The organism is Photorhabdus heterorhabditis (assembly GCF_018448905.1).
Classification (GTDB): Bacteria; Pseudomonadota; Gammaproteobacteria; order Enterobacterales; family Enterobacteriaceae; genus Photorhabdus; species Photorhabdus heterorhabditis.
In genome coordinates this window covers 134,519-161,362 of the sequence record NZ_RCWA01000002.1, presented here as the reverse complement: position 1 = coordinate 161,362, position 26,844 = coordinate 134,519, and the positions used below count along the sequence as shown (strand labels likewise).

The window sequence follows — 26,844 nt, the reverse complement described above, 5'->3', positions numbered from 1 at the left end:
ATGAGCAGCTCTGAATACACGATAAGGCTGGAAAAAGTAGAAAAAACTTTTCCTGGCCTAAATAATCCTGCGGTATCCAGTCTGACCGCAGAGATTTACGGTGGCTCTGTCACCGGACTTGTGGGACCGGATGGAGCAGGAAAAACTACGCTGATACGTATGTTAGCTGGCTTACTAAAGCCAGATAGCGGTTCTATTGAAATCATGGGGCTTGATCCGATTAAAAATGGCGTACAAGTACGATTTGAATTGGGCTATATGCCACAGAAATTTGGTCTGTACGAAGATCTGACCGTATTAGAAAACCTGAACCTATACGCGGATTTACGCAGTGTACAAGGTGACGAACGTCAAGAAACTTACGAGCAACTACTCACTTTCACAGACCTTACGCGTTTTACCGGGCGACTGGCTGGGAAGCTTTCCGGCGGCATGAAGCAAAAACTGGGACTCGCCTGTACTCTGCTTGGCAAACCCAAAGTTCTGCTACTGGACGAACCCGGAGTTGGCGTCGATCCGATAGCCCGCCGCGAACTCTGGCAGATGGTTCACGCATTGGCAGATGATGGCATGCTGATCCTATGGAGCACTTCCTATCTAGACGAAGCTGAACGATGCCGCGACGTCCTATTACTCAATCAAGGAAAATTACTGTATAACGGGCAACCGCAGCAACTCACTCAAAAGATGTCCGGGCGTTCCTTCCTGCTTGGCGCAAAACAGGATTCTCGCAGAAAAACGCTGCAACACGCCCTCACCCTACCACTAGTAACAGATGGCGTAATTCAAGGCAAATATGTACGGCTTATTATTAGACCTGATGCTTCCCCGCAAGAGCTGCTTAACCAACTTGAACTACCTGATGCTGAAATAGTTAAAGCGGCTCCCCGCTTTGAAGATGCTTTTATAGACTTACTCGGTGGTGGTCCTGCCCGTCGCTCAGAACTGGCGGAAATTATGCCACAAATTAACGTCAACCCTACAGAAACAGTGATTGAAGCACAGGATTTAACTAAGAAATTTGGTGATTTTGCTGCTACCGACCATGTTGATTTTCAGGTAAAACGCGGAGAAATCTTTGGCCTGCTTGGCCCAAACGGCGCGGGTAAATCCACTACGTTTAAAATGATGTGCGGGCTTATGGTACCGACTGGAGGTAAAGCGCTGGTATTAGGAATGGATCTGAAAATCAGTTCAGGGAAAGCGCGTCAACATCTGGGTTACATGGCGCAGAAATTTTCACTGTACGGCAACCTGACCGTTGAACAAAACCTGAAATTCTTTTCAGGCATTTATGGTCTATGTGGGCGCAAACAAAAAGAAAAAATCGATGGTATGGTCAACGCTTTCAATCTCAAATCGGTTTTACATCAAACAACCGACGAATTGCCACTAGGGTATAAACAACGTCTTGCTCTTTCCTGCTCACTTATGCATGAGCCAGATATTTTGTTTCTGGATGAACCAACTTCTGGTGTTGATCCGCAAATACGACGTGAATTTTGGTTGCATATCAACGGTATGGTAGATAAAGGCGTTACTGTCATGGTGACCACTCACTTTATGGATGAAGCCGAATATTGTGACCGGATAGGGCTAATATTCCGCGGTAAACTGATTGCCGCCGGAACGCCGGATGATCTGAAACAGCAGGTTGCTACTGACGAAAATCCTGACCCATCAATGGAGCAAGCATTTATTGATCTGGTCATTAACTATGATGAGGAGCCACAATGAGCCTAAATCAGCATGCTCCAAAGAAAGCAGTCCACTTCTCATGGGGGAGACTGAAAGCCCTTTGTGTAAAAGAGACCAAACAGATCTTGCGTGATCCCACCAGCGGGTTAATTTCTATTGTCATTCCGCTGATTCTACTGTTTATCTTTGGATACGGTATTAATCTCGACTCCAGTACCGTTCGTATTGGTATTTTAGTGGAGCAGCAAAGCGAAGATGCCCGTGAGCTGATACATGCTTTTGCTGGTTCACCATATATTGAACCCAAAATCAGCGATAATCGTCAGCAATTAATTAATATGATGCAATCAGGGGAAATACGCGGGCTAATTGTTATTCCTGTGAATTTCGATGCTCAACTTGCCCGCCCGGATGGTAAAGCACAGATCCAGGTCATTACTGACGGCAGTGAACCCAATACAGCCAGCTTTGTACAAAGCTATACCAAAGGAATATGGCAGATTTGGCTACAACAAAAGGGGCAAGATCAGGGAAACGCTGCCACTCCATTAATTGATATGCAAATCCGTTATTGGTTCAATCCAGCGACAATCAGCCAGCATTTCATTATTCCCGGCGCAATAACCATTATTATCACCGTCATTGGTGCAATCCTGACATCATTAGTCGTTGCACGGGAATGGGAACGCGGCACAATGGAAGCCCTACTTTCCACTCAAATTACCCGCACCGAACTATTGCTTTCCAAACTCTTGCCTTATCAAGTGCTGGGATCTCTCGCCATGGTGCTCTGCATGTTAGTGTCAGTATTCATATTGGGTGTACCATACCGAGGCTCATTGTGGATATTGTCTGCAATTACCAGCCTCTATCTGGCCACCGCCCTTGGTATAGGGCTACTGATCTCCACCGTTACACGCAATCAGTTTAATGCAGCAATGATCGCGTTAAATGTCGCCTTTCTACCTGCAATTATGCTTTCCGGCTTTATTTTCGAAATAAACAGCATGCCTGCATTTATTCAGATAGTGACCTATTTCATCCCCGCACGTTATTTTGTCAGCAGTCTGCATACTCTTTTTTTGGCAGGAAATATCAGCACAGTATTAATGATAAACCTATTACTACTGATTGCCTCGGCTGTTTTGTTTATTGGCTTAACCGCATGGAAAACCCGGCGTCGTTTGGATTAGAAAGGAGCTGTTATGTTTTATCGTCTTTACACACTGATTATTAAAGAATTACAGTCCTTGCTCAGAGATCCTCAGACACGAGCTATATTGGTTATGCCGGTTATCTTTCAGATGATCCTATTCCCACTATCTGCAACGCTTGATGTGACCAATGCTACCATTGCTATTTTTGATGAAGACAAAGGCAAAGCCTCTATTGAACTTACTCAGCGACTGGCAAAATCAAAAGCATTTCCTGACGTAATATTGCTGACTCACTCACAAGAAATACAGCCAGTAATCGATCGCCAGAAAGCTTTGTTAGTGGTACGTTTCCCCCAAGATTTCAGTTCTAAGATTGCCAGCCATGACCCTGTTTCCCTCCAGGTATTGCTGGATGGACGCAACTCAAACAGTGCTCAAATTGCTGCGGGCTATATCCAGGAAATTATCCTGAACTACCAACAAGAATTAGCAGGCAACATACCAAAAGCCAATAATAGTGAATTAGTAGTCCGCAACTGGTATAACCCAAATCTCGATTATAAATGGTTCGTCGTACCGTCTTTAGTTGCACTGATTACCACAGTCGGGATATTAACTGTCACTGCACTGTCAATTGCTCGAGAAAGGGAGCAGGGAACATTGGATCAGCTACTGGTTTCACCAATGACCACCGGGCAAATTTTCATTGGTAAAGCCGTTCCGGCTGTCGTTGTAGCTACTTTTCAGGCAACCTTAGTTTTAGCCATTGGTATCTTCTGCTATCAAATCCCATTTTCTGGCTCACTACCGCTGTTTTACTGCGCTATGCTGATATACAGTTTATCGCTGGTAGGATTTGGCTTATTAATATCTTCTCTTTGTTACACTCAGCAACAAGCCTTTATTGGTGTATTTGTCTTTCTTATGCCCGCCATTTTAATCTCCGGTTATATTTCCCCAATCGAAAATATGCCGGGATGGTTACAAAATCTCACTTGGGCTAATCCTATCTGGCATTTTAATGACATAACCAAGCAGATTTATCTCAAAGACGCGGATTTTACTGTTATCTGGAGAAGCCTGTGGCCTCTTCTGGCGATCACTGCCACAACTGGCAACCTTGCCTATTGGTTATTTCGACGGAAAATTGCTTGATAAAAACGGCCCTGCATTTTGACTAAGCAGGGCTTTATCAGAAACATATCAGTAAATTTAGCGACGATCGCCAAAAATACGCAACAACATCAAGAACATGTTGATGAAGTCCAGATACAGAGTCAATGCACCAACAATAGAGAATTTACGCAAATTCTCTTTATCATTCACATCCAGATCTTCACCCATTTCTTTCAGCTTCTGAGTGTCATAAGCGGTCAAACCAGCAAAAATAACTACTCCAATGTAGGTTACAGCCCACATCAACATTTCACTCTTTAACCAGAAGTTAACCAAAGAAGCCAAAATGATGCCGATCAATCCCATAAATAAGAAGCTACCAAGGCCACTCAGGCTACGTTTAGTGGTATAACCGTAAAAACTCAGTGCCCCAAACATCCCCGCCGTCACGACAAAAGTAGTCGCAATGGAGCCACCAGTATATATTTTAAAAATACTGGAAAGCGTTAGCCCTGTCAGAGCTGAATAGAGCATAAACAACCCAGTGGCTAATGAAGCGCCCATGCGGTTAATCATGCCAGAGAGGACAAAAACCAATCCCAACTGAGCAATAATCAATCCATAGAAAACGACTGAGTTTGAGAAAATATATGCAACAACAGCCTCACTTTGTGACGCATACCAAGCCACAAACGCCGTTAACAACAGACCACAAGTCATCCAACCATAAACCTGGGCCATATAAGCTTGCAGTCCGGTTCCCGCCTGTTGGATTATCGAACCGTTTGAGCGTGGATATCGATCCATAACGCTTACCTTTTATGACAATGTTTAAAGATTCAGGCTGTTTAACAGCAACAACCCATTCAAGTTTTATACATTATCACAGAATATAATCAAAACAATTAACCATTCAATAATTACTTGTATAGTCGTTTATTTACCTCATCAGTTTTCGAAGCGTTTCGCAAAAACAGGAAATAGCGTCATAACCAGCGTCTCGCCGCTTCCTGATCGCTTTCACGGGATTCAACCCAACGCTCACCATCAGGCAATAACTCTTTTTTCCAGAAAGGCGCCTTTGTCTTTAGGTAATCCATAATAAATTCAGCAGCGTCAAAAGCCATGCTACGATGCGCACTCGTGACACCAACAAACACAATTTCATCACCCGGATAGAACTCACCTACCCGATGGATAATGCTGATTCGCTGCAATGGCCAACGGCTGCGTGTTTCAATGATAATACTCTGTAGCACTTTTTCCGTCATGCCGGGATAGTGTTCCAGCCTCAATCCATTCACACTATCCCCCAAATTATGATTACGAACTTTACCCGTGAAAGTGACAATAGCACCATCTTCATCACATTGAGAAAGCCACTCGTACTCCTCCCCTATACTGAAATTTTCCAAGCCAACAAAGATACGGGTATTTTCCACTAATCACCCTCCAGTCACTGGTGGGAAAAAAGCCACTTCATCACCATCCTGTAATGGATGTCCGCCATGAACAAAAGATTGGTTTACGGCTGACAGCAATTTTCCATTTTCCAGCGCCAAAGCCCAACGTTCTCCTTTCGATATTAATTCATGTCTTAAACTATCAACGGTTGTGTAACTATTATCTAAATCCAGTGAATCAGTACCTACCAGCTCCCGTATTTGAGCAAAAAACAGTACCTTTATCATTATTCCGCCTTAAAATGGCCTAATTTTCCGCCTATTTTCTCGAGCAAACGAATTGGTCCAATGACCATATCTTTCTGTACAGCTTTACACATATCGTAAATTGTCAAAGCCGCGACTGATGCCGCTGTCAGTGCCTCCATTTCGACACCGGTTCTCCCTGTCAGACGACAACAAGATTCAATTCTTACTCGGTTATATTCTGTCTGAGCTTCTAGCATGATTTCTACTTTAGTCAGCAATAATGGATGACAAAGCGGAATTAATTCCCATGTACGCTTTGCCGCCTGAATACCCGCAATCCGGGCGGTTGCAAACACATCACCTTTGTGATGACTACCCTCAATAATCACGGCCAATGTTTCTGGCTTCATTTCAACAAAAGCTTCTGCCCGTGCCTCACGTGATGTGTCGGCTTTCGCAGAAACATCAACCATATGGGCTTCGCCGGTAGAATTAATGTGAGTCAATTGAGACATTTCTAACTCCTGAAAAAAACAATATCAAAACAGTCAATTAACCGCCGATGACAGAAAGATTTGGTGTGATACCGCTGTCACCTTGATGAAGGAAATGGGTTTCCCGTTTATGACGTAATCCCCCCTGAATACGCAATTTCAGATCATCCAGTTGTGCTTCGTTCGATAACAAATCTCGCAGTGGTATCCCCTGTTCACCAAACAGACATAAGTGAAGATTACCTATTGCAGAAACACGCAGACGATTACAGCTCCGGCAGAAATCTTTTTCATAAGGCATAATCAAACCAATTTCTCCCTGATAATCAGGATGACTGAAAACCTGAGCTGGGCCATCACTACGTGAGCGTTGAAGTTGATTCCAACCATTGTGTAACAAGTGTTCACGAATAGTCTCACCGGGAATGTGATACTTGCGAAACATTTCACCACCGTCACCGGTCTCCATTAATTCAATAAATCGCAATTGAATCGGACGATCTTTTATCCAATGCAGGAAAGCTGGCAGACTGATATCATTAACGTTTTTCATCAGCACCACATTAACCTTCACTTTACTGAATCCCGCTTCAAATGCCGCATCAATCCCCCCCATCACCTGAAAAAATTTGTCCTGTCCGGTAATCGCATGAAACTGGCGGGGATCTAGCGAATCCATACTGACATTCACTGCGGTTAAACCAGCCTCCTTCCATCTGGCAACATCACGTTCCATCCGATAACCATTTGTAGTCACAGCAAGGGTTTTAATTAATTTATTTTCACGAATAGAGGAAACGATATCAGTGAAATCACGGCGCATAGTTGGTTCGCCACCTGTCAAACGTATTTTCTCTGTACCAAGATCAGCAAACGCTCGACCAATATAACGGATTTCAGATAATGTCAAAAAGGAGTGGTGCCCGCGAGGTTTATAACCATCCGGCAGGCAATAAGTGCACCGAAAATTACATACATCAGTGATTGAGAGCCTCAAGTAATAAAACTTGCGGGCAAAAGCATCTGTGAGTTGTTCCACAATAACACCTTCCAAATATGGGAGATGCGGGCATTTCTGCACCACACCCTGGTGACTCAGTGGTCACGGCCAAAGCATCATATCGCTGTACAAAACGGTGACTTAGATGCAGAAGCTAGGCGTTAATTTCAACACCTATGATTCAGTGTAAAACGACATTCTCAATATAAATTCTAGCGCTTAAAAAAGAAAAATGCGAATATCCACTTTCGTTATATAATTTATTATACAATGACTTAGCAAATTCAAGAACAAATAACAAACAATCATAATGATCATTAGTAAAAACTTGTGTTAAATCACGGCACCAATCCAATTAATCGTGTTTTATAATAAATTACGCTAAAATTATTCGGTAAATATAAGTTCAGTCAGCAACAGGAATTCTATGCGAAACCGCACATTAGCCGATTTAGATCGGGTAGTTGCTCTAGGCGGAGGTCATGGCCTTGGGCGTGTCATGTCCTCTCTTTCATCACTAGGCTCCCGCCTGACAGGCATTGTCACCACGACAGATAATGGTGGCTCAACTGGAAGAATCCGGCGTTCTGAAGGCGGTATTGCCTGGGGAGATACCCGTAATTGTTTAAATCAGCTTATTACCGAACCCAGCGTTGCATCAGCAATGTTTGAGTACCGTTTCGGTGGTAATGGGGAGCTAGCGGGTCATAACCTAGGTAATCTGATGCTTAAGGCGTTGGATCATTTAAGTGTCAGACCTCTTGAGGCGATTAATTTAATCCGTAGCTTGCTGAAAGTTAATTCTCATCTGATTCCAATGTCCGAACAGCCAGTTGACCTGATGGCAATAGACGATCAAGGCAACACCATTTATGGTGAAGTCAATATTGATCAGTCGAACTGCATTCCACAGGAATTAATGTTATACCCTCCAGCTACAGCGACAAAAGAGGCACTGGATGCTATCACTCAGGCCGATCTTATTGTTATCGGCCCCGGCAGTTTTTTTACCAGTCTGATGCCATTACTGTTACTTGAAGATTTAACCCAAGCACTGCGTCGTAGCAACGCCAATATGATTTATATTGGTAATCTTGGGAAAGAATTAAGTGTTGCCGCAGCAGAGCTGACACTGAAAGATAAGCTAGAAATGATGGAAAGCAAAATTGGGCATCGGATAATCGACGCAGTTATTGTCGGCCCCTGCACAGATATCAGTGGACTCAGTGACCGAATTGTTACTCAGCAAATACTGGAAGCACAGGATATCCCCTACCGCCACGACCGTGAATTACTGCATCAGGCGTTGGAGAATACCCTGCAAAACCTTGGCTAATCATGAATTGGTAATAAACTGCTCACGCAATGTCTGAACCTGATCCCGAACATTAGCCGCCTGTTCGAATTCAAGATCCTGCGCATGCTGGTACATTTTCGCTTCCAGCTCGCGGATTTTGTTTTCCAACTCTTTGGCGGATAGCTTGCTGAATGCTTCTGTTGTGACAACCGTTTTGCCTCTGGTTTTCCCTTTACCACCAGCAGGCTGCCCAATTTGCAGAATATCACCGATCCTCTTATTCAGACCTTTTGGAACAATACCATGCTCTTCATTAAATATTTGCTGCCTGGCACGACGGCGCTCTGTTTCACCAATCGCTTTCGCCATTGAATTTGTAATTTTATCGCCATAAAGAATCGCTTTACCATGCAAGTTACGGGCTGCCCGTCCAATAGTTTGAATTAATGAACGTTCAGAACGCAGGAAACCTTCTTTATCAGCATCAAGAATTGCTACCAGAGAAACTTCTGGCATATCCAACCCTTCCCGCAGCAAGTTAATACCTACCAATACATCAAACTCACCTAAACGAAGGTCCCGGATAATTTCCACCCGTTCAACGGTATCGATGTCTGAGTGCAAATAACGAACCCGCTCACCGTGTTCTTCCAAATACTCAGTTAAATCCTCTGCCATTCTCTTAGTCAGAGTCGTCACCAGCACCCGCTCATTTTTCACCACCCGAGTGCGGATTTCGGATAATAGATCATCAACCTGAGTTGTTACCGGACGAACTTCCACTTCAGGATCAAGCAAACCGGTAGGACGCACTACTTGTTCCACGACATCACCAGCAGATTTTTCTAGTTCATATTTGCCTGGTGTTGCAGAAACATAAATTGTCTGCGGAGCTAGTGCTTCAAATTCTTCAAATCGCAATGGGCGGTTATCCAACGCGGAAGGCATACGGAAACCGTATTCCACCAACGTTTCTTTACGAGAACGATCTCCTCGGTACATACCACCAATTTGCGGGATTGTAACGTGTGATTCATCCACCACCAGCAAACCATCAGCAGGGAGGTAATCAAACAATGTTGGAGGTGGCTCTCCTTCGGCACGACCAGAAAGGTAACGGGAATAGTTTTCAATGCCGGAGCAATAGCCTAGTTCATTCATCATTTCCAAATCGAACTGAGTACGCTGAGTAACACGCTGCTCTTCCAGCAATTTACCATTTGCCAGCAATACCTTGCGCCGCTGCTCAAGCTCCACCTTAATCTCTTCCATTGCCTGAACAATACGCTCTCGCGGGGTAACATAGTGAGTTTTCGGATAAACCGTATACCGTGGAACATTGTACTGAACTTGTCCTGTCAACGGATCAAACAGTGACAGCCGTTCTACCTCATCATCAAACAGTTCAACACGCAAAGCGTGTTCATCAGATTCAGCCGGGAAGATATCAATCACCTCACCACGTACTCTGAATGTCCCCCGCTGAAATGCCTGATCATTGCGGGTATATTGCAGTTCGGCCAAACGCCGCAGAATTGAGCGCTGATCGATGATCATACCGTTGGTCAGATGGAGCATCATTTTCAAGTAACTATCCGGATCACCCAAACCATAGATAGCCGATACAGATGCAACCACTATCACATCCCGCCGCTCCAGCAAAGCCTTCGTTGCAGATAAGCGCATTTGTTCGATATGTTCGTTTACTGAGGCATCTTTTTCTATAAAAGTATCAGAACTCGGGACATAAGCTTCAGGCTGGTAATAATCGTAGTAGGACACAAAATATTCTACCGCATTCTCTGGAAAGAAATCTTTCATTTCACTGTAAAGCTGAGCCGCCAATGTCTTGTTCGGAGCAAGTACCATGGTTGGCCGGTTTAAATTCACTATTACATTAGCAATAGTGAATGTTTTACCTGACCCCGTTACTCCTAGCAGAGTCTGATGGGCAAGCCCGTCCTCCAACCCTTCCTGCAATTGGCGAATTGCCTCTGGTTGATCACCACCAGGCTCGAAGTCAGAACGTAATTTGAACACCTTACTCATAGGTATCTCACTTTCCCAAAACTCGTTTATCTATAATACTGGATAAAAAACCAGCTTCAAGCCAGTTTTACAAAAACATACTTAATTCAGGTAACTTCTACATTAATTGATCCATTAATATCAAAATAAATATTATTTTATCCCCAAAATCATCTTGATTTTTTCATTTTTCATATGATCGACTGAAAGGTAATAACACGAGGTATCATCCCCGAACATCCAGGGCTTGATTTTAATTAACTTATTGATATTAAAATAAATTAAAACTAAGACGAGAATAACATCAACCTTAACTAAAGCCGCGTATTTTCTTGCGTTACGCACCTTTTCTAAGTCTAATGCACAAGGTTATCCACAGGAATAGTGGATAACTCTATAAACCCTATTAACAGTACGAAGTTGCAACATCGTCCCACAAAAGAAGTAACCCCCAACAGTAAAAATTTTTACTATTTTTTTAACCTTATAATTCTAGTTATTCACTATCAGGAAAAAACATAATTCTCCTGAAAAAATAAGAATTTTCTTATTGAAATTCGGCACAAAATGAAGTAATTGCTCTCACACGACCAGATTAGCTTTCGCAACACTCTTGCATTGGACCAAGATTTACGGCAATTTTTGCTAAATCTGTTCAATGCTGCCCACATAAGGGTATCTGTCGAGATAAACGGGCCTTACTGTCTCAAACAGCAAACGATGCTAATTTCAGGGCAGAATTTTTATTCAATAAAAACCAGCAAGCAGTTTTCTTGTACAAAACTTGCTTACATAATAGAGGAGATAGTCATGGCTTCCACCTATTCGGAATAAAATGATCATTTTCATTTCAATAATAGGAATAACTCTTATTTCCTATGTTTCCGGTAACAACAAATTCAATTTCATTATTATGACCCCCTTGCTTCAAGAAGGGAGCAGGACAATGTTATCAAGAAAAAAATCACCTTATTGATACGCGTAACATTACATCTTTATCAAGGATATAATGTATATCCTTGATAAATTCATATCAACACGCCAACTGCTCTATATCTGTTATCTTTCAAGTTGCCTCTTTATTGGCTGCACTCACTCACCCCGGTCACAGTGTTATCTATGACATGGTTATCTATGCTCCCGGGGATTAGCTCCCTTACCGTCGCGATGCATCTTGAAATCTATTGGGTATATAAGATGGATTCCATAGTGAGTTTTCAAAAAAATGATAGATACAAAAATATAGGATCTACATTGCCTTAACAATACATCTAATATTCCGCTGGCTATTTTCGATCAAAAACCATTAAAATCAGTTCACCTTTGTACCTATCATCCACAATTTCAATCGTTTGCTGTTCCAAAGCATCTATGTTATCCCAAAACATTTGTGTACTGCCACTCCTTGGCTATTTTTATAGCGTTACCATTTAGTTAATTTATTAATTTAAACCAAGATGTTTATTTCACTTCCTCTATTCTAGAGTGGTTCCCTAGTGCTAAAAGAAATAACCAGTTTTCAAACTCGAAGGGTAAAATAGCTCTCCCCCGAGAGACTTATAGTTGGAATAATGTTTTGTTTGATGCTATTAAACTACTAAAAAACACATCAACACAACTTAACATTATTGTAATAGAATCCGTAAAGTCAACATAAAAATAAACATAAAGTTCATTTTCGTGTAAACTTTATAATGAATTTCACTTAATACCATGATTTAACTTTTATTTTTTAAATATAAATTTAAATTCATGAGCATTTTTTGACACAAAATATGCTAATATCAACAACCTGACATATAAGATATTAAAGTAAAATCAATAAATTATTGCAATGAGTGTTTTTTTCACACTGGAAAATATCAGTATGCAATATAGTAATACAGTAATTTTTACATAAGGGATTCTCATGAAAACGTCTAACGCACAGCGAAAAACAAATATCATTAAGAATATAGAATATCTGATACGTACCCGAGGTGAAACAAAGAGCTCATTCTCTAATCGAACAGGATTAACACGCACCACAATTTATAAAATTCTGGATGGACAAGTCAATAACGTACAACAATCTACTATTCTCCGAATTTCCGATTTTTTCGGTGTTTCCTGTGAGGAAATAGAAAATTACGACCTTGAACAATTAGAACGCCTCAATGAAACTCTTTCAACAGAAGGAAATAAAAACCCTTCAGCCATACCGATCATTCCACAATCTGAATTCTTATCCGTCTCTGAGAAAAAAATAGGCCAGCTTGTTACCGAGTACCCACTTACCTATTTCTTTGGTGACGAATCAAATATGCTAGCCATCAAAGTCGAATCGGAAATAGAAGATATCTTTATACCCGGTGAAGTGATCATAATAAAACGACCTCCCGCATTAGTAACCAATACCCCATTATTGTATTACTCTAATAAAATTGGTTTTTTTATCCGGCAAGAGAAAGCTCATGACAGCATAGATAGAAAACACGAAAAGTCTACCCAATTTTTGGGCTACATTGTAGGAGAAAGACTATAAATGCCGGCAAATCAGAAATTTAAGTTATTGGGATTTACAAGATACGGTAAATTATCAGCAAATATCATGGTGCTGGCAACGGGTAAGACCATTACTATGGGGCTGAAAGAATTGGTTGACAGTGATATTTCAGAAGATCTGAGCAGGCATGAACTCAGTACACTATATCGCAAATTATACAGCCACAGTAACATTGTGACAGCTTATGAACTTGGTGATCGTCATGAACGTTCATGGCAAGCGTATTTACTCATCAGTGTCGCACTCAGTACCATTTATATTTTCTCGACAATATGTGGCGTGAAGCCCATTCATGTCCCTTTTCTTAATATAGTCACTCCTCCTGGTGTTTTTATTTATCCAATAACTTTCTTGCTGGTCGATATTCTTAACGAATTCTACGGATTACGTCTGGCAAGAAGGACAATTATTATCTCATTTGCAGCAAATTTACTCTTTGTATTGGGGCTTTGGGGAACCGCACTCATACCCGGCGTTCCAGAATGGGAATTCGGTGACACTTACAGTGGAATAGTTAATAGTATCGTAGCCGTATTATTAGCATCATCCCTTGCCTATTTTATCTCTGAGAATATAAACTCATATCTTCTCTGTAAAATAAAGTCTCTCACGAATTCAAAATATCTTTTCCTGAGAGTAATAACCAGTACTGTAATCGCTTCAGCATTCGACAGTATAATATTTTGCTCAATTGCTTTTTATGATGTTCTCAGCATAGATACCATAAAAGAAATGATTATCGCACAGTTCTTAATTAAAGTTACCTATTCTATCTTGGGTGTAGGCCCTATTTATCTGGTACGAAAGATATTTCGTAATTATATCAATCGACCAATCGATAACCCAACCAACAAAGCAGTTGCCGAAATATAAAATAGCGAAGATACCTTTGTCAAACTATAGAAAAATTACTGAAAAATATAATTTTTATGCCGGAAAGCTCTTCCGGCCTATTAACTATATACCCAATAGATTTCAATTTGCAGCGCGGCGGCAAGAGAACGCATCCCCAGTCACATAGATAATTATGTGACTGGGGTAAGTGAAAGCAGCTAACAAAGCAGCAACTTGAAAGATGAAGGGTATAAATAATAATTCAATTAACTAGTAATTTTAAATCTATATGCTCACCTAAATGGTCAAAACATTCTCCCGTCAAATGAGGAATAACACCTAATAACGGAGCAGGTAGCATATGTTTTAATGTCGCCAGATATTCTTTCTGGCGTTTACCCGCTGGTTCAACCTCATTAGCTATCCAGCCTGCAAGATGTAATCCTGAAAGTTTAATAGCTTCTGCGGTGAGTAGTGCGTGATTAATACAACCTAGTTTCACACCAACTGTCAGAATAACAGGTAATTGTTCTTTGACTACCCAGTCAGCAAAAGTCGCCGATTCCGATAAAGGGGTATACCAACCGCCAGCACCTTCTATCAAAACCCAATCTGCTTTATTTTCTAGCCAGCGCAATCCTTCCGACATAATAGAAAAATCAATAGGTCGCTTTAAATCAGCACTGACAATATGGGGTGATGTCGCCTCAACAAATACTAATGGATTAACTTCATCATATTGCAAAGGTACAGAACTATTTGCCATTAATGCCAGTGCATCCGAATTACGAATGCCTTCTGGCGTTATTTCACTTCCCGAAGCCACTGGCTTATAACCTGCTGTCTTATATCCCGATTTATTCGCAGCCTGTAACAAAGCACAACTTACAACTGTTTTACCCACTTCAGTATCTGTACCCGTTAAAAACCAGCTCTTAATCACGATAAATAACTCCAAAAATAATTTGATAACTAAGAGGTAAATGTTTATTTTCTCGTGGATAAGCCTGTTCCAAAGCAGTCAATCGTCCACGGGTCATCAGTCCCTGCTGGCGCCCACTATGAAGATGAGTCGCTCCAATCCCTTTCAAGGAGGCCAATAGAGGAAGGATATTAGGATATTGCTGTCGATAGACCTGACTAATCAGGCAATGCCGGAAACCCTGGCAAGCATCTTTAATCGTCTGTTGTGGCAGAAAATGATTAATATGCTGATAATTATCAACCACACTCCAAGCTTGCTTCAATTCATATAACGAACCTTGCGCCAACGTGGAAAACAGAATCAGTCCACCAGGACGGGTTACTCGGTAAAGTTCTTTTAAAGCGCCGGATAAATTATCACACCATTGAACAACCAGATTACTGAAACAGATATCAACACTGCCGTCAGAAAGCCCTAAACATTCAATATCCCCTTGCAAGTAATAGTCAGCCACTTGCTGTTTACGAGCATGATCCAACATACCCGATGCCAAATCCAGTGCAATCACCTGCTTTCCCTGTTGCCGCCAACGGTGACTGAAAAAACCGGTACCACAGCCAGCATCCAATACTAATCTTCCAGGATGTCCATCCACTTGTTGCATGAGGAATTCACCTGTTTGCTGTTGCAATTTTGCCACAACATCATAATTGGCAGCGGCTCGTCCAAATGCCCCGGCAATCGCCCGTTTATTGACAGATTCAGCGACGGAACTCATACAACACCTCCGTCAGCATATCAATATCCTGTTGCGTATGACTGGCAGTCAGTGTGATACGTAGTCTGGCGCTACCCGGTGGTACGGTTGGTGGGCGAATAGCTTTGACCCAAATACCGTTTTGTTGCAGATATTGGGATAAAGACACACTTAGTTCATTATTGCCAACCATCAATGGCTGGATCGCCGTGGCTGAATCTGTCAGGGTAAATGGTAATTTCTGTGCTCGCTGACGGAAATAATCAATATTCTGCTGTAATCGTTGACGCAATTCATCACCAGATTGTATCTGCCGGACCGCTTCCGAAATAGCCTGCGCTTGTGCCGGAGGCATAGAAGTGCTGTAGATAAGATGACGTGAGTATTGAATCAGATATTCAGCTGTCTGCTCATCACAAAGCACCGCAGCACCACTCAACCCAAATGCTTTGCCAAAAGTCACAATCAGGATTTCTGGTTTTACTTCCTGTTGCCAGCAGTTTCCCCTACCCTGTTCACCACAGACACCAATACCATGAGCATCATCCACCATTAACCAGTTTCCAGAAGCGTTGGTTTGCTGATAAATATCAGACAATGGTGCCCTGTCACCATCCATACTGAACACCCCTTCCGTCACTACCAAGGTTTTCCCAGCACAAGGTTTTGCCAGTAAATCCTTAAGTGATTCAGGTTGATTATGTAGAAAACGCCGCAACTGAGCAGGGGAATGCATGGCAGCCTCCATTAATGAGGCATGACTCAGACGATCTGCAATAATTCGATCCTGCTTCGTCATTAACGCGGCAATCACCCCCTGATTAGCGGAATATCCTGAAATGAACAGTAATGCTTTTGGATAACCCAACCAATTAGCTAATTGCTGTTCCAGCACCTGATGAGCTTGCGTATAACCGGTAACATGACCTGAACCACCACTCCCAACGCCATATTGTTCCGCTCCCTGCTGCCATGCGGAAATAACTGCGGGATTTGCACTTAACCCAAGGTAATCATTACTGGAAAAATTGAGATATTTGCCATCAAAGGTATATAAAAATCGTCCATCTGATTTCTGATTAACCTGCCGCTGACGCCATAAAGAAGAGTCCCGGCGCTCGGATAATTGTCGGGAAAGATAAGCTGACCAATTCATCATAATGCCGCATTATAAAATTGTTCGTTATCTGCATTAATGATGGCTTCTGCCAAATACTGCTGCTGCTGATTATCCCCGAATGCCGTCTGCGTCTGCTGAGGATTAATACCCAATTTTCGGAATAGTTGTAAATCCTTATCTTCCGCCGGATTAGGCGTAGTTAATAACTTGCAGCCATAAAAAATAGAATTGGCGCCAGCCATAAAACACATTGCCTGCGTCTGCTCATTCATCTGTTCGCGGCCTGCGGATAATCGAACATGAGAAGCCGGCATCATGATCCTGGCAACGGCAATCGTGCGGATAAAATCAAAAGGGTCTACATCTTCGTTATCAGCCAGTGGAGTGCCTTTGACTTTTACCAGCATATTGATTGGTACACTCTCCGGCGGTTTTGGCAAATTCGCCAGTTGCACCAGCAAAGCAGCCCGATCGCGAATCTCTTCCCCCAAGCCGACAATACCACCAGAGCAGACTTTTATTCCCGCATCCCTCACCTTATCGAGAGTATCTAATCTGTCCTGATAGGTCCGGGTAGTAATAATGTTGCCATAAAATTCTGGCGAGGTATCAAGATTGTGGTTGTAGTAATCTAATCCCGCATCTGCCAACCGCTGAGCTTGTGAACTATTGAGCATGCCGAGCGTCATGCAAGTTTCCATCCCTAACGCTTTGACTTCTTTAACCATTTTCTCCAAATACGGCATATCCCGTTCATGAGGATTTTTCCACGCAGCCCCCATACAGAAACGGGTGGAACCTGCATTTTTAGCTTTACGGGCAGAATCAATCACCTGCTCCACTTCCATCAGCCGTTCTTTCTCAAGCCCTGTTTTATAACGGGAGCTTTGCGGGCAATATTTACAATCTTCCGGGCAAGCGCCCGTTTTGATGGAAAGTAATGTACTGACCTGTACCTGCTGTGGGTCAAAATACATACGGTGAACCTGTTGTGCTTGAAATAATAATTCAAAAAAAGGCTTACCAAACAGTTCTTGCGCCTGCTTAATTGTCCATTGCTTGCGTTCAATCACAATGACATCTCCAGTGTGAAAAAAGTCTCGTCAGTTTAAATAATGTCGCTATACTGTCAACCAATTTCAAATAAATTAGTTTACATGTATCCATTATGATTTCTTCCGATATTGAATTTGATCTGCGCCATATCTGGCATCCTTATACCTCCATGACCAAACCACTCCCGGTTTACCCTGTTGTTAGCGCTTCTGGGGTGGAGCTGGAACTGGCTGATGGTCGTAAACTGATAGATGGCATGTCTTCATGGTGGTCTGCCATTCATGGATATAACCATCCGGTACTGAATCAGGCAGCTAAGGCTCAGATTGATAAGATGTCTCATGTGATGTTTGGTGGAATAACTCATCCATCTGCGGTCGCACTGTGTAGGCAACTAGTCGCGATCTCTGCACCAACACTCGAATGTGTATTTCTGGCTGATTCAGGTTCTGTTGCGGTAGAAGTAGCGCTGAAAATGGCATTGCAATACTGGCAAGCAAAAGGTGAAAAACGTCAGCGCATTTTGACATTACGTCATGGTTATCATGGTGACACGTTCGGCGCTATGTCTGTCTGTGATCCCGACAATTCAATGCATAATCTTTACAAAGGCTATCTACCACCACATCTGTTTGCCGCATCACCTCAGTGTGGATTTAATTCTCAATGGAATGAACAAGATATCATCCCATTCCGCACTTTGCTGGAGCAGTATTCCCATGAGATTGCTGCGGTGATTCTGGAACCTATTGTACAAGGTGCTGGGGGAATGCGGATTTATCATCCTGAATATCTACGTCAAGTCAGAGCGCTCTGTGATCAACATCAGATTCTGCTAATCGCGGATGAAATTGCCACCGGTTTTGGTCGCACAGGAAAATTGTTTGCCTGTGAACACGCTGAAATTGAGCCGGACATTTTATGTGTAGGAAAAGCGCTGACAGGCGGCTATATGACGCTATCAGCAACGCTAACAACGCGTAAGGTAGCCGATACTATCAGCAACGGTGAAGCAGGCTGTTTTATGCATGGTCCAACATTCATGGGAAATCCATTAGCGTGTGCTGTAGCAGAAGCCAATTTGAAATTGTTATTACAAAGCCCCTGGCAACAACGAATTAAATCCATTGAAAACCAATTACGTACTGAGCTGATGTCACTAAAATTCCATGAAAAAGTCGCTGATGTCCGGGTATTAGGTGCAATTGGCGTGGTAGAGATGAAACAGCCGGTGGATATGGCTAGGTTGCAACACCATTTTGTCTCTAAAGGTGTCTGGATTAGGCCATTTGGCAAGCTAATCTATTTGATGCCACCTTATATTATTCAGCCAGAGCAACTTTCACGCCTGACAATGGCTATTTCCAGTGCAATCAATTTGTGATTTCCTGTTATTAAGCACACTTCCTGAAGTTACGGATAACATATAAGTTCAGCCAGTGATAATGGAACAAAAGAGCAAGTATCTGCTATCTGTCCATTATCACCATTCACATATTAATTTATCGCCAGCACTGTTACCCACATTGGACCTTTACCAACTGGATAACGGCTTAATTCAGTCAAATTACCGGTATATTCATCAATAGAAGAAACTGAGATATGGTCAGATTTCTGACCGGATACAATCAAGTATTTCCCACTATGATCGATAGCAAAACCGCGGGGCTGGGTTTCAGTTTTATAATGTCCTGCCAGAGTCAAATTGAAACCGTCTGGTGAAATAACAAAATGGCTAATCAAACTTGAGGTACGTTCGCTGGTATAAAGGTGACGACCGTCCGGTGTAATATGAATATCCGCAGACCAACGAACACCAGCAAAATCCTTCGGCAATGAATCGATAGTCTGAATAATCCGGTATTTCTCCCACTTACGATAAACATCAACAGTAGCGTCCAATTCATTAATACAGTAAATCACCTGTTGATTCGGGTGGAAAGCCATATGGCGAGGACCAGCACCCGTTGCTGTAGTCACTTCCTCCGCTCGCTGCTCGACCAGAGGACTCTCTTCTGCTATCTCAAAAATACGCGTGTGATCTTCTTTCAGACAAGGAACCAATAACTGTTTATTATCCCAATCAATATTGGCTGAATGCGGAGTTTGCAAGCCTTCAATAACCTGAACAGGCGCGCCGACAATACCTTGATCATCAATTGAGTTGATACTCAGATTGTTATAACTATAGGAAGCAGAGAACAAAAAACGGCCTTGCTTATCAGTAGAAATATGCGTCGGACTGCCTGGTATTGGTGAAATCCCTTGCTGCACTAACTCTCCATTAGCGCCAATCTGGTAAGTAACAATACTGAATTGTGGGCGGACCCCAACATAAAGGTGCTTACGATCCGGACTAACCACCATGGGTTGTACTTCTCCCGGCACATCAACTACCTGAATCAACGATAGCTCGCCCACACTATTCAGGCTCCAAACATGAATTTGACGACTGTTTGGACTCGCTATATAAACCACTTGTTTCATCTTCACTCCTCAATTATCCGTTACCATTTATTAACCTGTAACGACTCTTTATTGATTTTATCGGTTAAACTCACCGCACAATTGGCTTAACTTTATTCAGTTACAGTGTAATATCTTTTACATTAATATAGTTATGAGGCTAACCTATGTCATATCGCGTTATTGCACTGGATCTGGATGGTACATTACTGGCTCCTCAAAAGAATATCTTGCCAGAATCACTCGTTGCCGTGAATGAAGCCCGTAAGGCGGGTGTTAAGGTACTGATTGTTACTGGCCGCCATCATGTCGCTATTCACCCCTTTTATCAGGCTTTGCAGCTAGATACTCCTGCTATCTGCTGTAATGGTGCTTATCTGTATGATTACCATGAAAAGAAAGTATTAGCCTCAAATCCGCTATCACCTCAAGAAGCCATAAAAGTTCTCACATATTTGCAAGGCACAGATATTCACCGTCTGATGTATGTAGATGATGCCATGTTATATGAAGAACTGCATGACACAATTGCCCGCACCATAGCATGGTCCAATACCCTGCCTGAATCTCAACGCCCAAATATGCAGCATGTCAGTAGTTTTCAGCATGCTATTGGTGAAGTACAGTCTATCTGGAAATTTGCAACCTGCTCTCCTGATTTAGCAAAACTGCGAGAAATTACTGAACAGATCGAAAATGATATAGGTTTGGAATGTGAATGGTCATGGCTTGATCAAGTCGATATCGCCAAAAAAGGCAACAGTAAAGGAATGCGTCTGAAACAATGGGTTGAATCACAGGGAATAAGCATGAAAGATGTTATCGCTTTTGGCGATAATTTCAATGACCTGAGTATGCTGGAAACCGCCGGGCTTGGTGTTGCCATGGGTAATAGTGTGGATACAGTCAAAGAGCGCGCTGATCTGGTCACTCTAGATAATACTCAGCCAGGGATTGCCGAAGTTATCCGCAAATATGTTCTTTAACTGCTGATAACAATACCTACAAAACGACACTCAGGGGCGTTCTCAATGGAAACCCCATGAGTGATGAGTGACAAGTGACAATAATGGTAGTAGGTGTCCCCGTTTAGAGAAACAGATAGCAGCTTTGCCTCTCAAGGACAATTCTTACAACTACCGATTAAGAGAATTGCCGATTAAGAGAAACGCTTTTTATCTGGGCATAAAGCCACTGTCCTTGTCGCAAATTAAGCTCATCCCTTGCCCATGGAGTAATGCTTGCCCATAAGTAATGACCACTCAACGTCAATTTAACATCTACCTGCCCATCATCATCAAAAAATTCAACCACCTTTGCCGCCAAAACATTACGGATACTGCTACCACGCGGTGGCTCCAAGACCAGTGAAACATCAGAAGCATCTATTCTGATACGCAAATCAGTTCCCGGTTGAACATCAATTTTAGGCAACCATAAAACCTGGTCGGCTAATACCACCGCTGTCATTTCATAACGGCTATGGTGTTCAACCATTGAGACATTCAGAATGCTACTGAGCGTCTCTTTTTGTAACCAAAGGCGTAATACATTGCTGGACCAAACCTCCTCCAATTTTCCTACTGCCCTAACCTTCCCGTTATCCATTACAATCACATTTTCAGCCAGGCGAAGAATTTCATCCAGATTGTGGCTGACATACAAGATCGGAATTTTGACATCGTCAGAAAGCCTTTCAAGATAAGGCAACAATTCTCGCTTACGGGGAAGATCTAACGATGCTAGTGGCTCATCCATTAAAAGCAGTTCAGGGGCAGTCAACAAAGCCCGACCGATAGCAACCCGCTGTTTTTCACCGCCGGACAATGTAACAGGAAAACGGGATAATAAATGCTCAATCCCCAGCAAACTAATAATGCTATCAAATTCCGGCTTCATCACTGGAGACATACCGTATCGAAGATTGCCTTTTACCCGATAATGCGGAAAAAGCCGAGCATCCTGAAAGACATAACCTATACGGCGTTGCTCTGATGGCAAGCAGATACCTTTTTCAATATCCACCAATGTATGATCATTGAGGATAACCCGCCCTTTTTGTGGATGTATCAAGCCAGCAATAACATTTATCAGTGAAGTTTTCCCTGCACCTGAAAGGCCAAAAACAGCCGTGATACCTTCTGTTGGCAACTGCGTATTAACCTGTAAATGCAGATCACCAAGCTGCTTTTCAAAATCCAGTTTTAACATGTTGCCCCCAGACGTTTCCTGCCCCAACGGGTTAACCATTCAGAAACCATCAGTGACACCAACGCAAGAATAATCGCAATTACACATAAACGAGCCGCAGCAATTTCTGCTCCAGGCGTTTCAATCAGGGTATACATTGCCAAAGGGATTGTTCGCGTTTCACCTGGAATATTCGATACAAAGGTGATAGTTGCCCCAAATTCACCCAATGAACGAGCAAATGCCAAAATGGTACCAACAATAATACCCGGCAAAGAAAGAGGAAGTGTGATGGTAAAAAATACTCTAAACGGATTGGCCCCTAGAGTACGAGCTGCCTGTTCCAAACGTCGGTCAACACTTTCCAACGCCAGCCGTATTGCCCTGACCATCAGCGGAAAAGCAACAACAGCAGAAGCCAGCGCAGCACCATGCCAACTAAATGCAAAACTTATCCCAAACCAATCATATAACCATTCGCCAATAAATCCACGACGCCCCATGCTGATCAGCAGTAAATATCCCACGACCACTGGCGGCAACACCAGCGGCAAGTGGATGAGGCTGTCAAGTAATGATTTACCGGGAAACCGGAAACGAACAAGAATCCACGCCATCAAAATCCCAAATGGCAGACTGAATAACACCGCCACACCTGAAACTTTCAGACTCAGGATAATGGCTTGCCATTCGTATTCACTCAACATCTCCAAAAGATCTATTCCTAAAGTGGACGAAAACCGTAACGTTTGAAAATTGCCGCGGCTTCAGGGGTTTTCAAATATTCATAAAAACGGAGAACTACCGGATTATTGTGATCTTTGATAATCGCCATTGGGTATTCAATCGGTTTGTGGCTCTCTTCCGGGAAAATCCCCACAACTTTGACTTTATTACTGGCAGCTGCATCTGAACCATAAACAATCCCCAATGGAGCTTCAACACGTTCCACCAACGCCATACCACTGCGTACGTTACTAGTACGAGCTAGCAGAGGATTAACCGTCTCCCATACCCTCAAATATTGCAATGATTCTTTAGCATAGATACCAACCGGAACATGATCCGGATCACCGACCGCTAGGCGACCCCCGTTCAGCAAGGATTTCCATTTTGTCTCTTTATTAATTTCAACTTGATCGAGTTTGCTATCTTTCGATGCAATCAGAACCAATTGATTACCCAGAATAGTAAAACGGGTTTTATTAATAATCAGTTCCTTCCCAGAAACATAATCCATCCACTGTTGATCTGCGGAAATAAAAATATCTGCCGGAGCGCCTTGTACAATCTGACGAGCCAAAGTAGAAGATGATGCATAAGAAGCCACCACATCCCCTTTTGTCTCTTGCTTATACTGTATCAAAATATCATCAAGTGCATTGGTCAGCGAGGCAGCAGCGAATACTGTTACTTTTTCCGTAGCCCATGCCTGCCATGCTAAAGCAAAAGAAAAAACGATGCCTATCAACAACTTGTCAAAACTCTTTTTCATTTGTTTTCCACCTGCTATTACCAATTTGTTCGTTGTATATAACAAGATATAGCGCTAAATGGAAGGCTATCCTAATATTAATCGGCAAATTGTGAGCAACTTTCACTATCTGATTTCATTTGAATCAATATGCTAAAATAACAAAATCAGACAAATAGAAATGAACTTATTATGGTGAGCTAAAACAAATTACCCGACGAACCGTCGGGTAGTTAAAACAGTATCTGGTGTACAAAGAAATATTAGTTTTACTTTTCAGAATGGCCAATGCGGGAAATGATATTAAACAGTTCCCCAAAGCCATAAATTAAACCTAAAATTCCGGCCGTCATTACCGGTACCATGACCAGGGCGAAAGCCATACTTTTAATCAATTCAAACATAATAGCCTCACATAATGGCTCATAAAACGAGCCAACAACATAACACATTTTTAACCATAGCAAGTAATACCGCTATAATTAGATATCATTCTAAACAAAGACAAACAACTATAACCGGCTAAATGTGCGCTTTTGCGAGTTAACCAATAAAAATTTACAATTTTATTTCCTGAAAAAGACTATTATGCAAGCAGAAATTCTATTAACACTGAAATTACAACAACGGTTATTCGCCGATCCACGGCGAATATTATTACTAAAACAGATTAAAACAACAGGTTCTATCAGTCAGGGAGCAAAACTGGCTGGCATCAGTTATAAAAGTGCCTGGGATGCCATCAATGAAATGAATCAGTTAGCAGATGAAATACTGGTAGACCGAGTTACTGGTGGCAAAGGCGGCGGCGGGGCAAATCTGACCGATTATGGTGAACGTCTACTACAACTCTATGATTTATTGGCACAAATTCAACAAAAAGCCTTTGATGTGCTGAAAGATGACAAACTGCCCCTCGATAGCCTATTAGCTGCAATTTCCCGTTTTTCTCTGCAAACCAGCGCCCGTAATCAATTTTTTGGCACAATTATTGACCATGATCATAATCGGGTACAGCAACATATCTGTATATTACTAGCAGATGGTCAAACATCTATGAATGCTGCGTTGACAGAGCAAAGTGCCAAACGCCTTAGTCTGGTCAAAGGTAAGGAAGTACTGGCACTGATTAAAGCGCCTTGGGTGAAGTTAACCAAAGAACAATCCCCTGCCAGCCATTTCGATAATGCTCTGACAGGCCAGATCAGCCAAATCGAAACCGGAGAAGAAAATACAGAAGTCATCATCACTCTTGATGGCGGTGAAACCCTTTGCTCTATTCTGTCCAATCAAGAAGCTGACAACTTAAAACTACACTCTAAAGATAAAATCACAGCACTTTTTAATGCCGATCAAGTGATTATTGCAACTCTTTACTAAGATGTTAATTAAAAGTTAATATTGACATTCGCTGTCATTCCGCTTATTTGTGAAAACATATTTGCGTTGCTTAAAAAGGAATATAAAAATGTCTGAATTGCAAATAACGCAAGGCTGTTTCCGTTTAAGTGATACCCATACCTTACAATTACCTTCACTGAAAATTACTTCCGGCGAAAGTTGGGCTTTTGTTGGTGCCAACGGCAGCGGAAAATCATCATTAGCCCGAGCGCTTTCAAATAAATTAGTACGACTTTCTGGTGAACGAAAGTGCTCATTTCACACATGTATCAGCGTCTCTTCTGAACAATTACAAAAGCTAATTAAAGAAGAATGGCAACGCAACAACACTGATCTGTTAAGTGACGATGAAGATGATACTGGTCATACTGCGGCAGAAATTATTCAACTTCATCATAAAGATAATGAACTCTGTCTGGAACTGGCAAAACAGTTCGGCATTATGGATTTACTTTCCCGTCGTTTTAAATATCTCTCTACCGGTGAAACCCGAAAAACAGTACTTTGTCAAGCACTGATGGCTTCACCTGATTTACTCATCCTTGATGAACCTTTTGATGGTCTTGATGCATTTGCCCGTAGTCAATTTGCTGAATTGTTGGAAGCATTGTCATCAAAAGGCATCGTTTTAGTACTCATTCTTAACCGATTCAGTGAAATCCCCGATTTTGTTAATCAGATTGGTGTACTGGCAAATTGCTATCTGACATCTATTGGCACGAAAGAAAAAGTGATGGCAAACTCACTGGTTGCTCAACTCGTACACAGTGAAAAACTTGATGGGATTCATTTACCCGAAGTGGATGAACTCCGCATTGATGATCGATTAACACCTGATCAACCTTTGATTATTCTACGTAATGGTGTAGTTCAGTATAATGACCAGCCCATCTTATATGGACTAAACTGGCAGGTAAACCCGGGCGAACACTGGCAAATTATTGGTCAAAACGGAGCCGGGAAATCAACACTCCTTAACCTGATTACAGGCGATCACCCTCAAGGTTACAGTAATGAACTGATTATTTTTGGCCGTCAACGTGGTAGTGGTGAAACCATTTGGGATATCAAACGCCATATTGGCTATATCAGTAACAGCATGCATTTGGAATACCGTATTAGCATCAGTGTTCGTAATGTAATTCTGTCCGGCTTCTTCGATTCAATTGGTCTTTATCAGGCAGTATCAGATCGTCAGCAACAACTTGCTAATGAATGGCTAGCCTTACTGGGGCTATCTCAGGTCGCTAACAGCTCATTTCATAGCCTTTCATGGGGACAACAACGGCTGGTTCTGATAGCTCGCGCGCTGGTTAAACATCCGGCTTTACTGATCCTTGACGAACCCCTCCAGGGGCTTGATCCACTAAACCGTCAGCTGATGTTACGTTTTATTGATGTCATGATCGCTGATGGTGATACGCAACTCCTGTTTGTCTCTCATCATCAAGAAGACGCACCGCAATGTATTACTCACCGGCTGATATTTATTCCTGACGGTGATATATATCGCTACAAAACCGAGAAAATTTCTGATTGATTTCTGATAATTACCCGTTGTTAGCAACGGGAGCACTTATCCGACCAGTGAAAAAAGCATCGCAATTTAATCATCATACATTATTATTTTTTGC

25 protein-coding genes and 1 riboswitch are annotated in these 26,844 nt (G+C 42.2%); of the genes, 10 read left to right on the top strand and 15 right to left on the bottom strand.

The window, feature by feature from the left end; all coding sequences use genetic code 11:
* From EAE89_RS01920 to EAE89_RS01910, 3 genes are read left to right on the top strand one after another with little or no spacing between them, the layout of a single operon-like run.
* Positions 1–1,737 carry an ATP-binding cassette domain-containing protein gene (locus tag EAE89_RS01920; protein WP_054475078.1) on the top strand — a complete coding sequence of 579 codons (1,737 nt, stop codon included), beginning with the start codon at positions 1–3 and terminating at the stop codon, positions 1,735–1,737.
* The gene (locus tag EAE89_RS01915; RefSeq protein WP_149616414.1) at positions 1,734–2,891 is read left to right on the top strand and encodes an ABC transporter permease; all 1,158 of its coding nucleotides are present in this window, start codon (positions 1,734–1,736) and stop codon (positions 2,889–2,891) included. Before EAE89_RS01920 ends, EAE89_RS01915 begins: the two co-directional genes overlap by 4 nt.
* A gap of 12 nt (positions 2,892–2,903) precedes the next feature.
* A complete protein-coding gene (locus EAE89_RS01910) occupies positions 2,904–4,010 on the top strand; it encodes an ABC transporter permease (protein ID WP_054475081.1) in 1,107 nt (368 codons plus the stop codon).
* A 57-nt stretch (positions 4,011–4,067) separates the two neighbouring features.
* Here EAE89_RS01910 and EAE89_RS01905 read toward each other — a convergent pair whose 3' ends face one another.
* The 5 genes from EAE89_RS01905 to moaA all read right to left on the bottom strand — a co-directional run bounded on the left by EAE89_RS01905 (position 4,068) and on the right by moaA (position 7,159).
* Complete coding sequence (locus EAE89_RS01905; RefSeq protein WP_054475082.1) at positions 4,068–4,778, bottom strand: Bax inhibitor-1/YccA family protein; 711 nt, start codon at positions 4,776–4,778, stop codon at positions 4,068–4,070.
* A gap of 179 nt (positions 4,779–4,957) precedes the next feature.
* A complete protein-coding gene (moaE, locus tag EAE89_RS01900) occupies positions 4,958–5,413 on the bottom strand; it encodes a molybdopterin synthase catalytic subunit MoaE (protein WP_214085288.1) in 456 nt (151 codons plus the stop codon).
* A 3-nt stretch (positions 5,414–5,416) separates the two neighbouring features.
* Positions 5,417–5,662 (bottom strand): molybdopterin synthase sulfur carrier subunit, encoded by a 246-nt coding sequence (gene moaD, locus EAE89_RS01895; protein WP_214085287.1) that lies wholly within the window; start codon positions 5,660–5,662, stop codon positions 5,417–5,419.
* Positions 5,662–6,138 carry a cyclic pyranopterin monophosphate synthase MoaC gene (gene moaC / locus EAE89_RS01890; protein ID WP_054475089.1) on the bottom strand — a complete coding sequence of 159 codons (477 nt, stop codon included), beginning with the start codon at positions 6,136–6,138 and terminating at the stop codon, positions 5,662–5,664. Before moaC ends, moaD begins: the two co-directional genes overlap by 1 nt.
* 37 nt (positions 6,139–6,175) lie before the next feature.
* Positions 6,176–7,159: a GTP 3',8-cyclase MoaA gene (gene moaA / locus EAE89_RS01885; RefSeq protein WP_200905745.1), complete on the bottom strand. Its 984-nt coding sequence runs from the start codon at positions 7,157–7,159 to the stop codon at positions 6,176–6,178.
* Positions 7,146–7,290: riboswitch (molybdenum cofactor riboswitch) on the bottom strand. It overlaps the preceding gene by 14 nt.
* 254 nt (positions 7,291–7,544) lie before the next feature.
* Between moaA and yvcK the strand changes: the two genes are divergently transcribed.
* On the top strand, positions 7,545–8,453 hold the full coding sequence (gene yvcK / locus EAE89_RS01880; RefSeq protein ID WP_054475090.1) for a uridine diphosphate-N-acetylglucosamine-binding protein YvcK: 909 nt from the start codon (positions 7,545–7,547) through the stop codon (positions 8,451–8,453).
* On the opposite strand, the gene uvrB is transcribed toward yvcK, so the two are convergent.
* Positions 8,454–10,463, bottom strand: a complete 2,010-nt coding sequence (gene uvrB, locus EAE89_RS01875; RefSeq protein ID WP_214085286.1) for an excinuclease ABC subunit UvrB — start codon at positions 10,461–10,463, stop codon at positions 8,454–8,456.
* 1,888 nt (positions 10,464–12,351) lie between these two features.
* Here uvrB and EAE89_RS01870 point away from each other — a divergent pair.
* Positions 12,352–12,966, top strand: coding sequence for a helix-turn-helix domain-containing protein (locus EAE89_RS01870; protein WP_054475094.1), 615 nt, complete (start codon positions 12,352–12,354; stop codon positions 12,964–12,966).
* On the top strand, positions 12,967–13,860 hold the full coding sequence (locus EAE89_RS01865) for a queuosine precursor transporter (RefSeq protein WP_149616411.1): 894 nt from the start codon (positions 12,967–12,969) through the stop codon (positions 13,858–13,860).
* Between the two features lie 223 nt (positions 13,861–14,083).
* Here the strand turns inward: EAE89_RS01865 and bioD are convergent, their stop codons facing one another.
* From bioD to bioB, 4 genes are read right to left on the bottom strand one after another with little or no spacing between them, the layout of a single operon-like run.
* Entirely contained in the window at positions 14,084–14,764 is a 681-nt protein-coding gene (gene bioD, locus EAE89_RS01860) for a dethiobiotin synthase (RefSeq protein WP_149616410.1), read from the bottom strand.
* A complete protein-coding gene (gene bioC / locus EAE89_RS01855; RefSeq protein WP_054475100.1) occupies positions 14,757–15,524 on the bottom strand; it encodes a malonyl-ACP O-methyltransferase BioC in 768 nt (255 codons plus the stop codon). The genes bioD and bioC overlap by 8 nt, the downstream gene beginning before the upstream one ends.
* The gene (gene bioF / locus EAE89_RS01850) at positions 15,508–16,659 is read right to left on the bottom strand and encodes an 8-amino-7-oxononanoate synthase (protein WP_149616423.1); all 1,152 of its coding nucleotides are present in this window, start codon (positions 16,657–16,659) and stop codon (positions 15,508–15,510) included. The genes bioC and bioF overlap by 17 nt, the downstream gene beginning before the upstream one ends.
* Positions 16,659–17,696, bottom strand: coding sequence for a biotin synthase BioB (gene bioB / locus EAE89_RS01845; protein ID WP_054475105.1), 1,038 nt, complete (start codon positions 17,694–17,696; stop codon positions 16,659–16,661). Before bioB ends, bioF begins: the two co-directional genes overlap by 1 nt.
* Before the next feature lie 95 nt (positions 17,697–17,791).
* Here bioB and bioA point away from each other — a divergent pair, with 95 nt between their 5' ends.
* A complete protein-coding gene (gene bioA / locus EAE89_RS01840; protein ID WP_214085285.1) occupies positions 17,792–19,063 on the top strand; it encodes an adenosylmethionine--8-amino-7-oxononanoate transaminase in 1,272 nt (423 codons plus the stop codon).
* A gap of 113 nt (positions 19,064–19,176) precedes the next feature.
* On the opposite strand, the gene pgl is transcribed toward bioA, so the two are convergent.
* Positions 19,177–20,166, bottom strand: a complete 990-nt coding sequence (pgl, locus tag EAE89_RS01835) for a 6-phosphogluconolactonase (protein WP_054475110.1) — start codon at positions 20,164–20,166, stop codon at positions 19,177–19,179.
* A gap of 146 nt (positions 20,167–20,312) precedes the next feature.
* On the opposite strand from pgl, the gene EAE89_RS01830 reads away from it, so the two are divergent.
* Positions 20,313–21,131: a pyridoxal phosphatase gene (locus EAE89_RS01830; RefSeq protein ID WP_214085284.1), complete on the top strand. Its 819-nt coding sequence runs from the start codon at positions 20,313–20,315 to the stop codon at positions 21,129–21,131.
* A gap of 157 nt (positions 21,132–21,288) precedes the next feature.
* Here the strand turns inward: EAE89_RS01830 and modC are convergent, their stop codons facing one another.
* From modC to EAE89_RS01810, 4 genes are all read right to left on the bottom strand, one after another.
* The gene (modC, locus tag EAE89_RS01825) at positions 21,289–22,356 is read right to left on the bottom strand and encodes a molybdenum ABC transporter ATP-binding protein ModC (RefSeq protein WP_214085283.1); all 1,068 of its coding nucleotides are present in this window, start codon (positions 22,354–22,356) and stop codon (positions 21,289–21,291) included.
* Positions 22,350–23,042 carry a molybdate ABC transporter permease subunit gene (gene modB, locus EAE89_RS01820; RefSeq protein WP_054475114.1) on the bottom strand — a complete coding sequence of 231 codons (693 nt, stop codon included), beginning with the start codon at positions 23,040–23,042 and terminating at the stop codon, positions 22,350–22,352. Before modB ends, modC begins: the two co-directional genes overlap by 7 nt.
* Before the next feature lie 17 nt (positions 23,043–23,059).
* On the bottom strand, positions 23,060–23,830 hold the full coding sequence (gene modA, locus EAE89_RS01815; RefSeq protein ID WP_214085282.1) for a molybdate ABC transporter substrate-binding protein: 771 nt from the start codon (positions 23,828–23,830) through the stop codon (positions 23,060–23,062).
* Between the two features lie 248 nt (positions 23,831–24,078).
* Positions 24,079–24,213 carry an AcrZ family multidrug efflux pump-associated protein gene (locus tag EAE89_RS01810; RefSeq protein WP_072161774.1) on the bottom strand — a complete coding sequence of 45 codons (135 nt, stop codon included), beginning with the start codon at positions 24,211–24,213 and terminating at the stop codon, positions 24,079–24,081.
* Positions 24,214–24,397: 184 nt separating this feature from the next.
* Here EAE89_RS01810 and modE point away from each other — a divergent pair, with 184 nt between their 5' ends.
* Complete coding sequence (modE, locus tag EAE89_RS01805) at positions 24,398–25,189, top strand: molybdenum-dependent transcriptional regulator (RefSeq protein ID WP_054475119.1); 792 nt, start codon at positions 24,398–24,400, stop codon at positions 25,187–25,189.
* Positions 25,190–25,277: 88 nt separating this feature from the next.
* Positions 25,278–26,750: a molybdate ABC transporter ATP-binding protein ModF gene (gene modF / locus EAE89_RS01800; protein ID WP_054475120.1), complete on the top strand. Its 1,473-nt coding sequence runs from the start codon at positions 25,278–25,280 to the stop codon at positions 26,748–26,750.
* The last annotated feature ends 94 nt before the right edge of the window (positions 26,751–26,844 follow it).

Bases quoted from the DNA above. Each gene is read 5' to 3' on its own strand.
- EAE89_RS01920 (WP_054475078.1), top strand. From the start codon at position 1: ATGAGCAGCTCTGAATACACGATAAGGCTGGAAAAAGTAGAAAAAACT.
- EAE89_RS01915 (WP_149616414.1), top strand. From the start codon at position 1,734: ATGAGCCTAAATCAGCATGCTCCAAAGAAAGCAGTCCACTTCTCATGG.
- EAE89_RS01910 (WP_054475081.1), top strand. From the start codon at position 2,904: ATGTTTTATCGTCTTTACACACTGATTATTAAAGAATTACAGTCCTTG.
- EAE89_RS01905 (WP_054475082.1), bottom strand. From the start codon at position 4,778: ATGGATCGATATCCACGCTCAAACGGTTCGATAATCCAACAGGCGGGA.
- moaD (WP_214085287.1), bottom strand. From the start codon at position 5,662: ATGATAAAGGTACTGTTTTTTGCTCAAATACGGGAGCTGGTAGGTACT.
- moaC (WP_054475089.1), bottom strand. From the start codon at position 6,138: ATGTCTCAATTGACTCACATTAATTCTACCGGCGAAGCCCATATGGTT.
- yvcK (WP_054475090.1), top strand. From the start codon at position 7,545: ATGCGAAACCGCACATTAGCCGATTTAGATCGGGTAGTTGCTCTAGGC.
- uvrB (WP_214085286.1), bottom strand. From the start codon at position 10,463: ATGAGTAAGGTGTTCAAATTACGTTCTGACTTCGAGCCTGGTGGTGAT.
- EAE89_RS01870 (WP_054475094.1), top strand. From the start codon at position 12,352: ATGAAAACGTCTAACGCACAGCGAAAAACAAATATCATTAAGAATATA.
- EAE89_RS01865 (WP_149616411.1), top strand. From the start codon at position 12,967: ATGCCGGCAAATCAGAAATTTAAGTTATTGGGATTTACAAGATACGGT.
- bioC (WP_054475100.1), bottom strand. From the start codon at position 15,524: ATGAGTTCCGTCGCTGAATCTGTCAATAAACGGGCGATTGCCGGGGCA.
- bioF (WP_149616423.1), bottom strand. From the start codon at position 16,659: ATGAATTGGTCAGCTTATCTTTCCCGACAATTATCCGAGCGCCGGGAC.
- bioA (WP_214085285.1), top strand. From the start codon at position 17,792: ATGATTTCTTCCGATATTGAATTTGATCTGCGCCATATCTGGCATCCT.
- pgl (WP_054475110.1), bottom strand. From the start codon at position 20,166: ATGAAACAAGTGGTTTATATAGCGAGTCCAAACAGTCGTCAAATTCAT.
- EAE89_RS01830 (WP_214085284.1), top strand. From the start codon at position 20,313: ATGTCATATCGCGTTATTGCACTGGATCTGGATGGTACATTACTGGCT.
- modC (WP_214085283.1), bottom strand. From the start codon at position 22,356: ATGTTAAAACTGGATTTTGAAAAGCAGCTTGGTGATCTGCATTTACAG.
- modB (WP_054475114.1), bottom strand. From the start codon at position 23,042: ATGTTGAGTGAATACGAATGGCAAGCCATTATCCTGAGTCTGAAAGTT.
- modA (WP_214085282.1), bottom strand. From the start codon at position 23,830: ATGAAAAAGAGTTTTGACAAGTTGTTGATAGGCATCGTTTTTTCTTTT.
- EAE89_RS01810 (WP_072161774.1), bottom strand. From the start codon at position 24,213: ATGTTTGAATTGATTAAAAGTATGGCTTTCGCCCTGGTCATGGTACCG.
- modE (WP_054475119.1), top strand. From the start codon at position 24,398: ATGCAAGCAGAAATTCTATTAACACTGAAATTACAACAACGGTTATTC.
- modF (WP_054475120.1), top strand. From the start codon at position 25,278: ATGTCTGAATTGCAAATAACGCAAGGCTGTTTCCGTTTAAGTGATACC.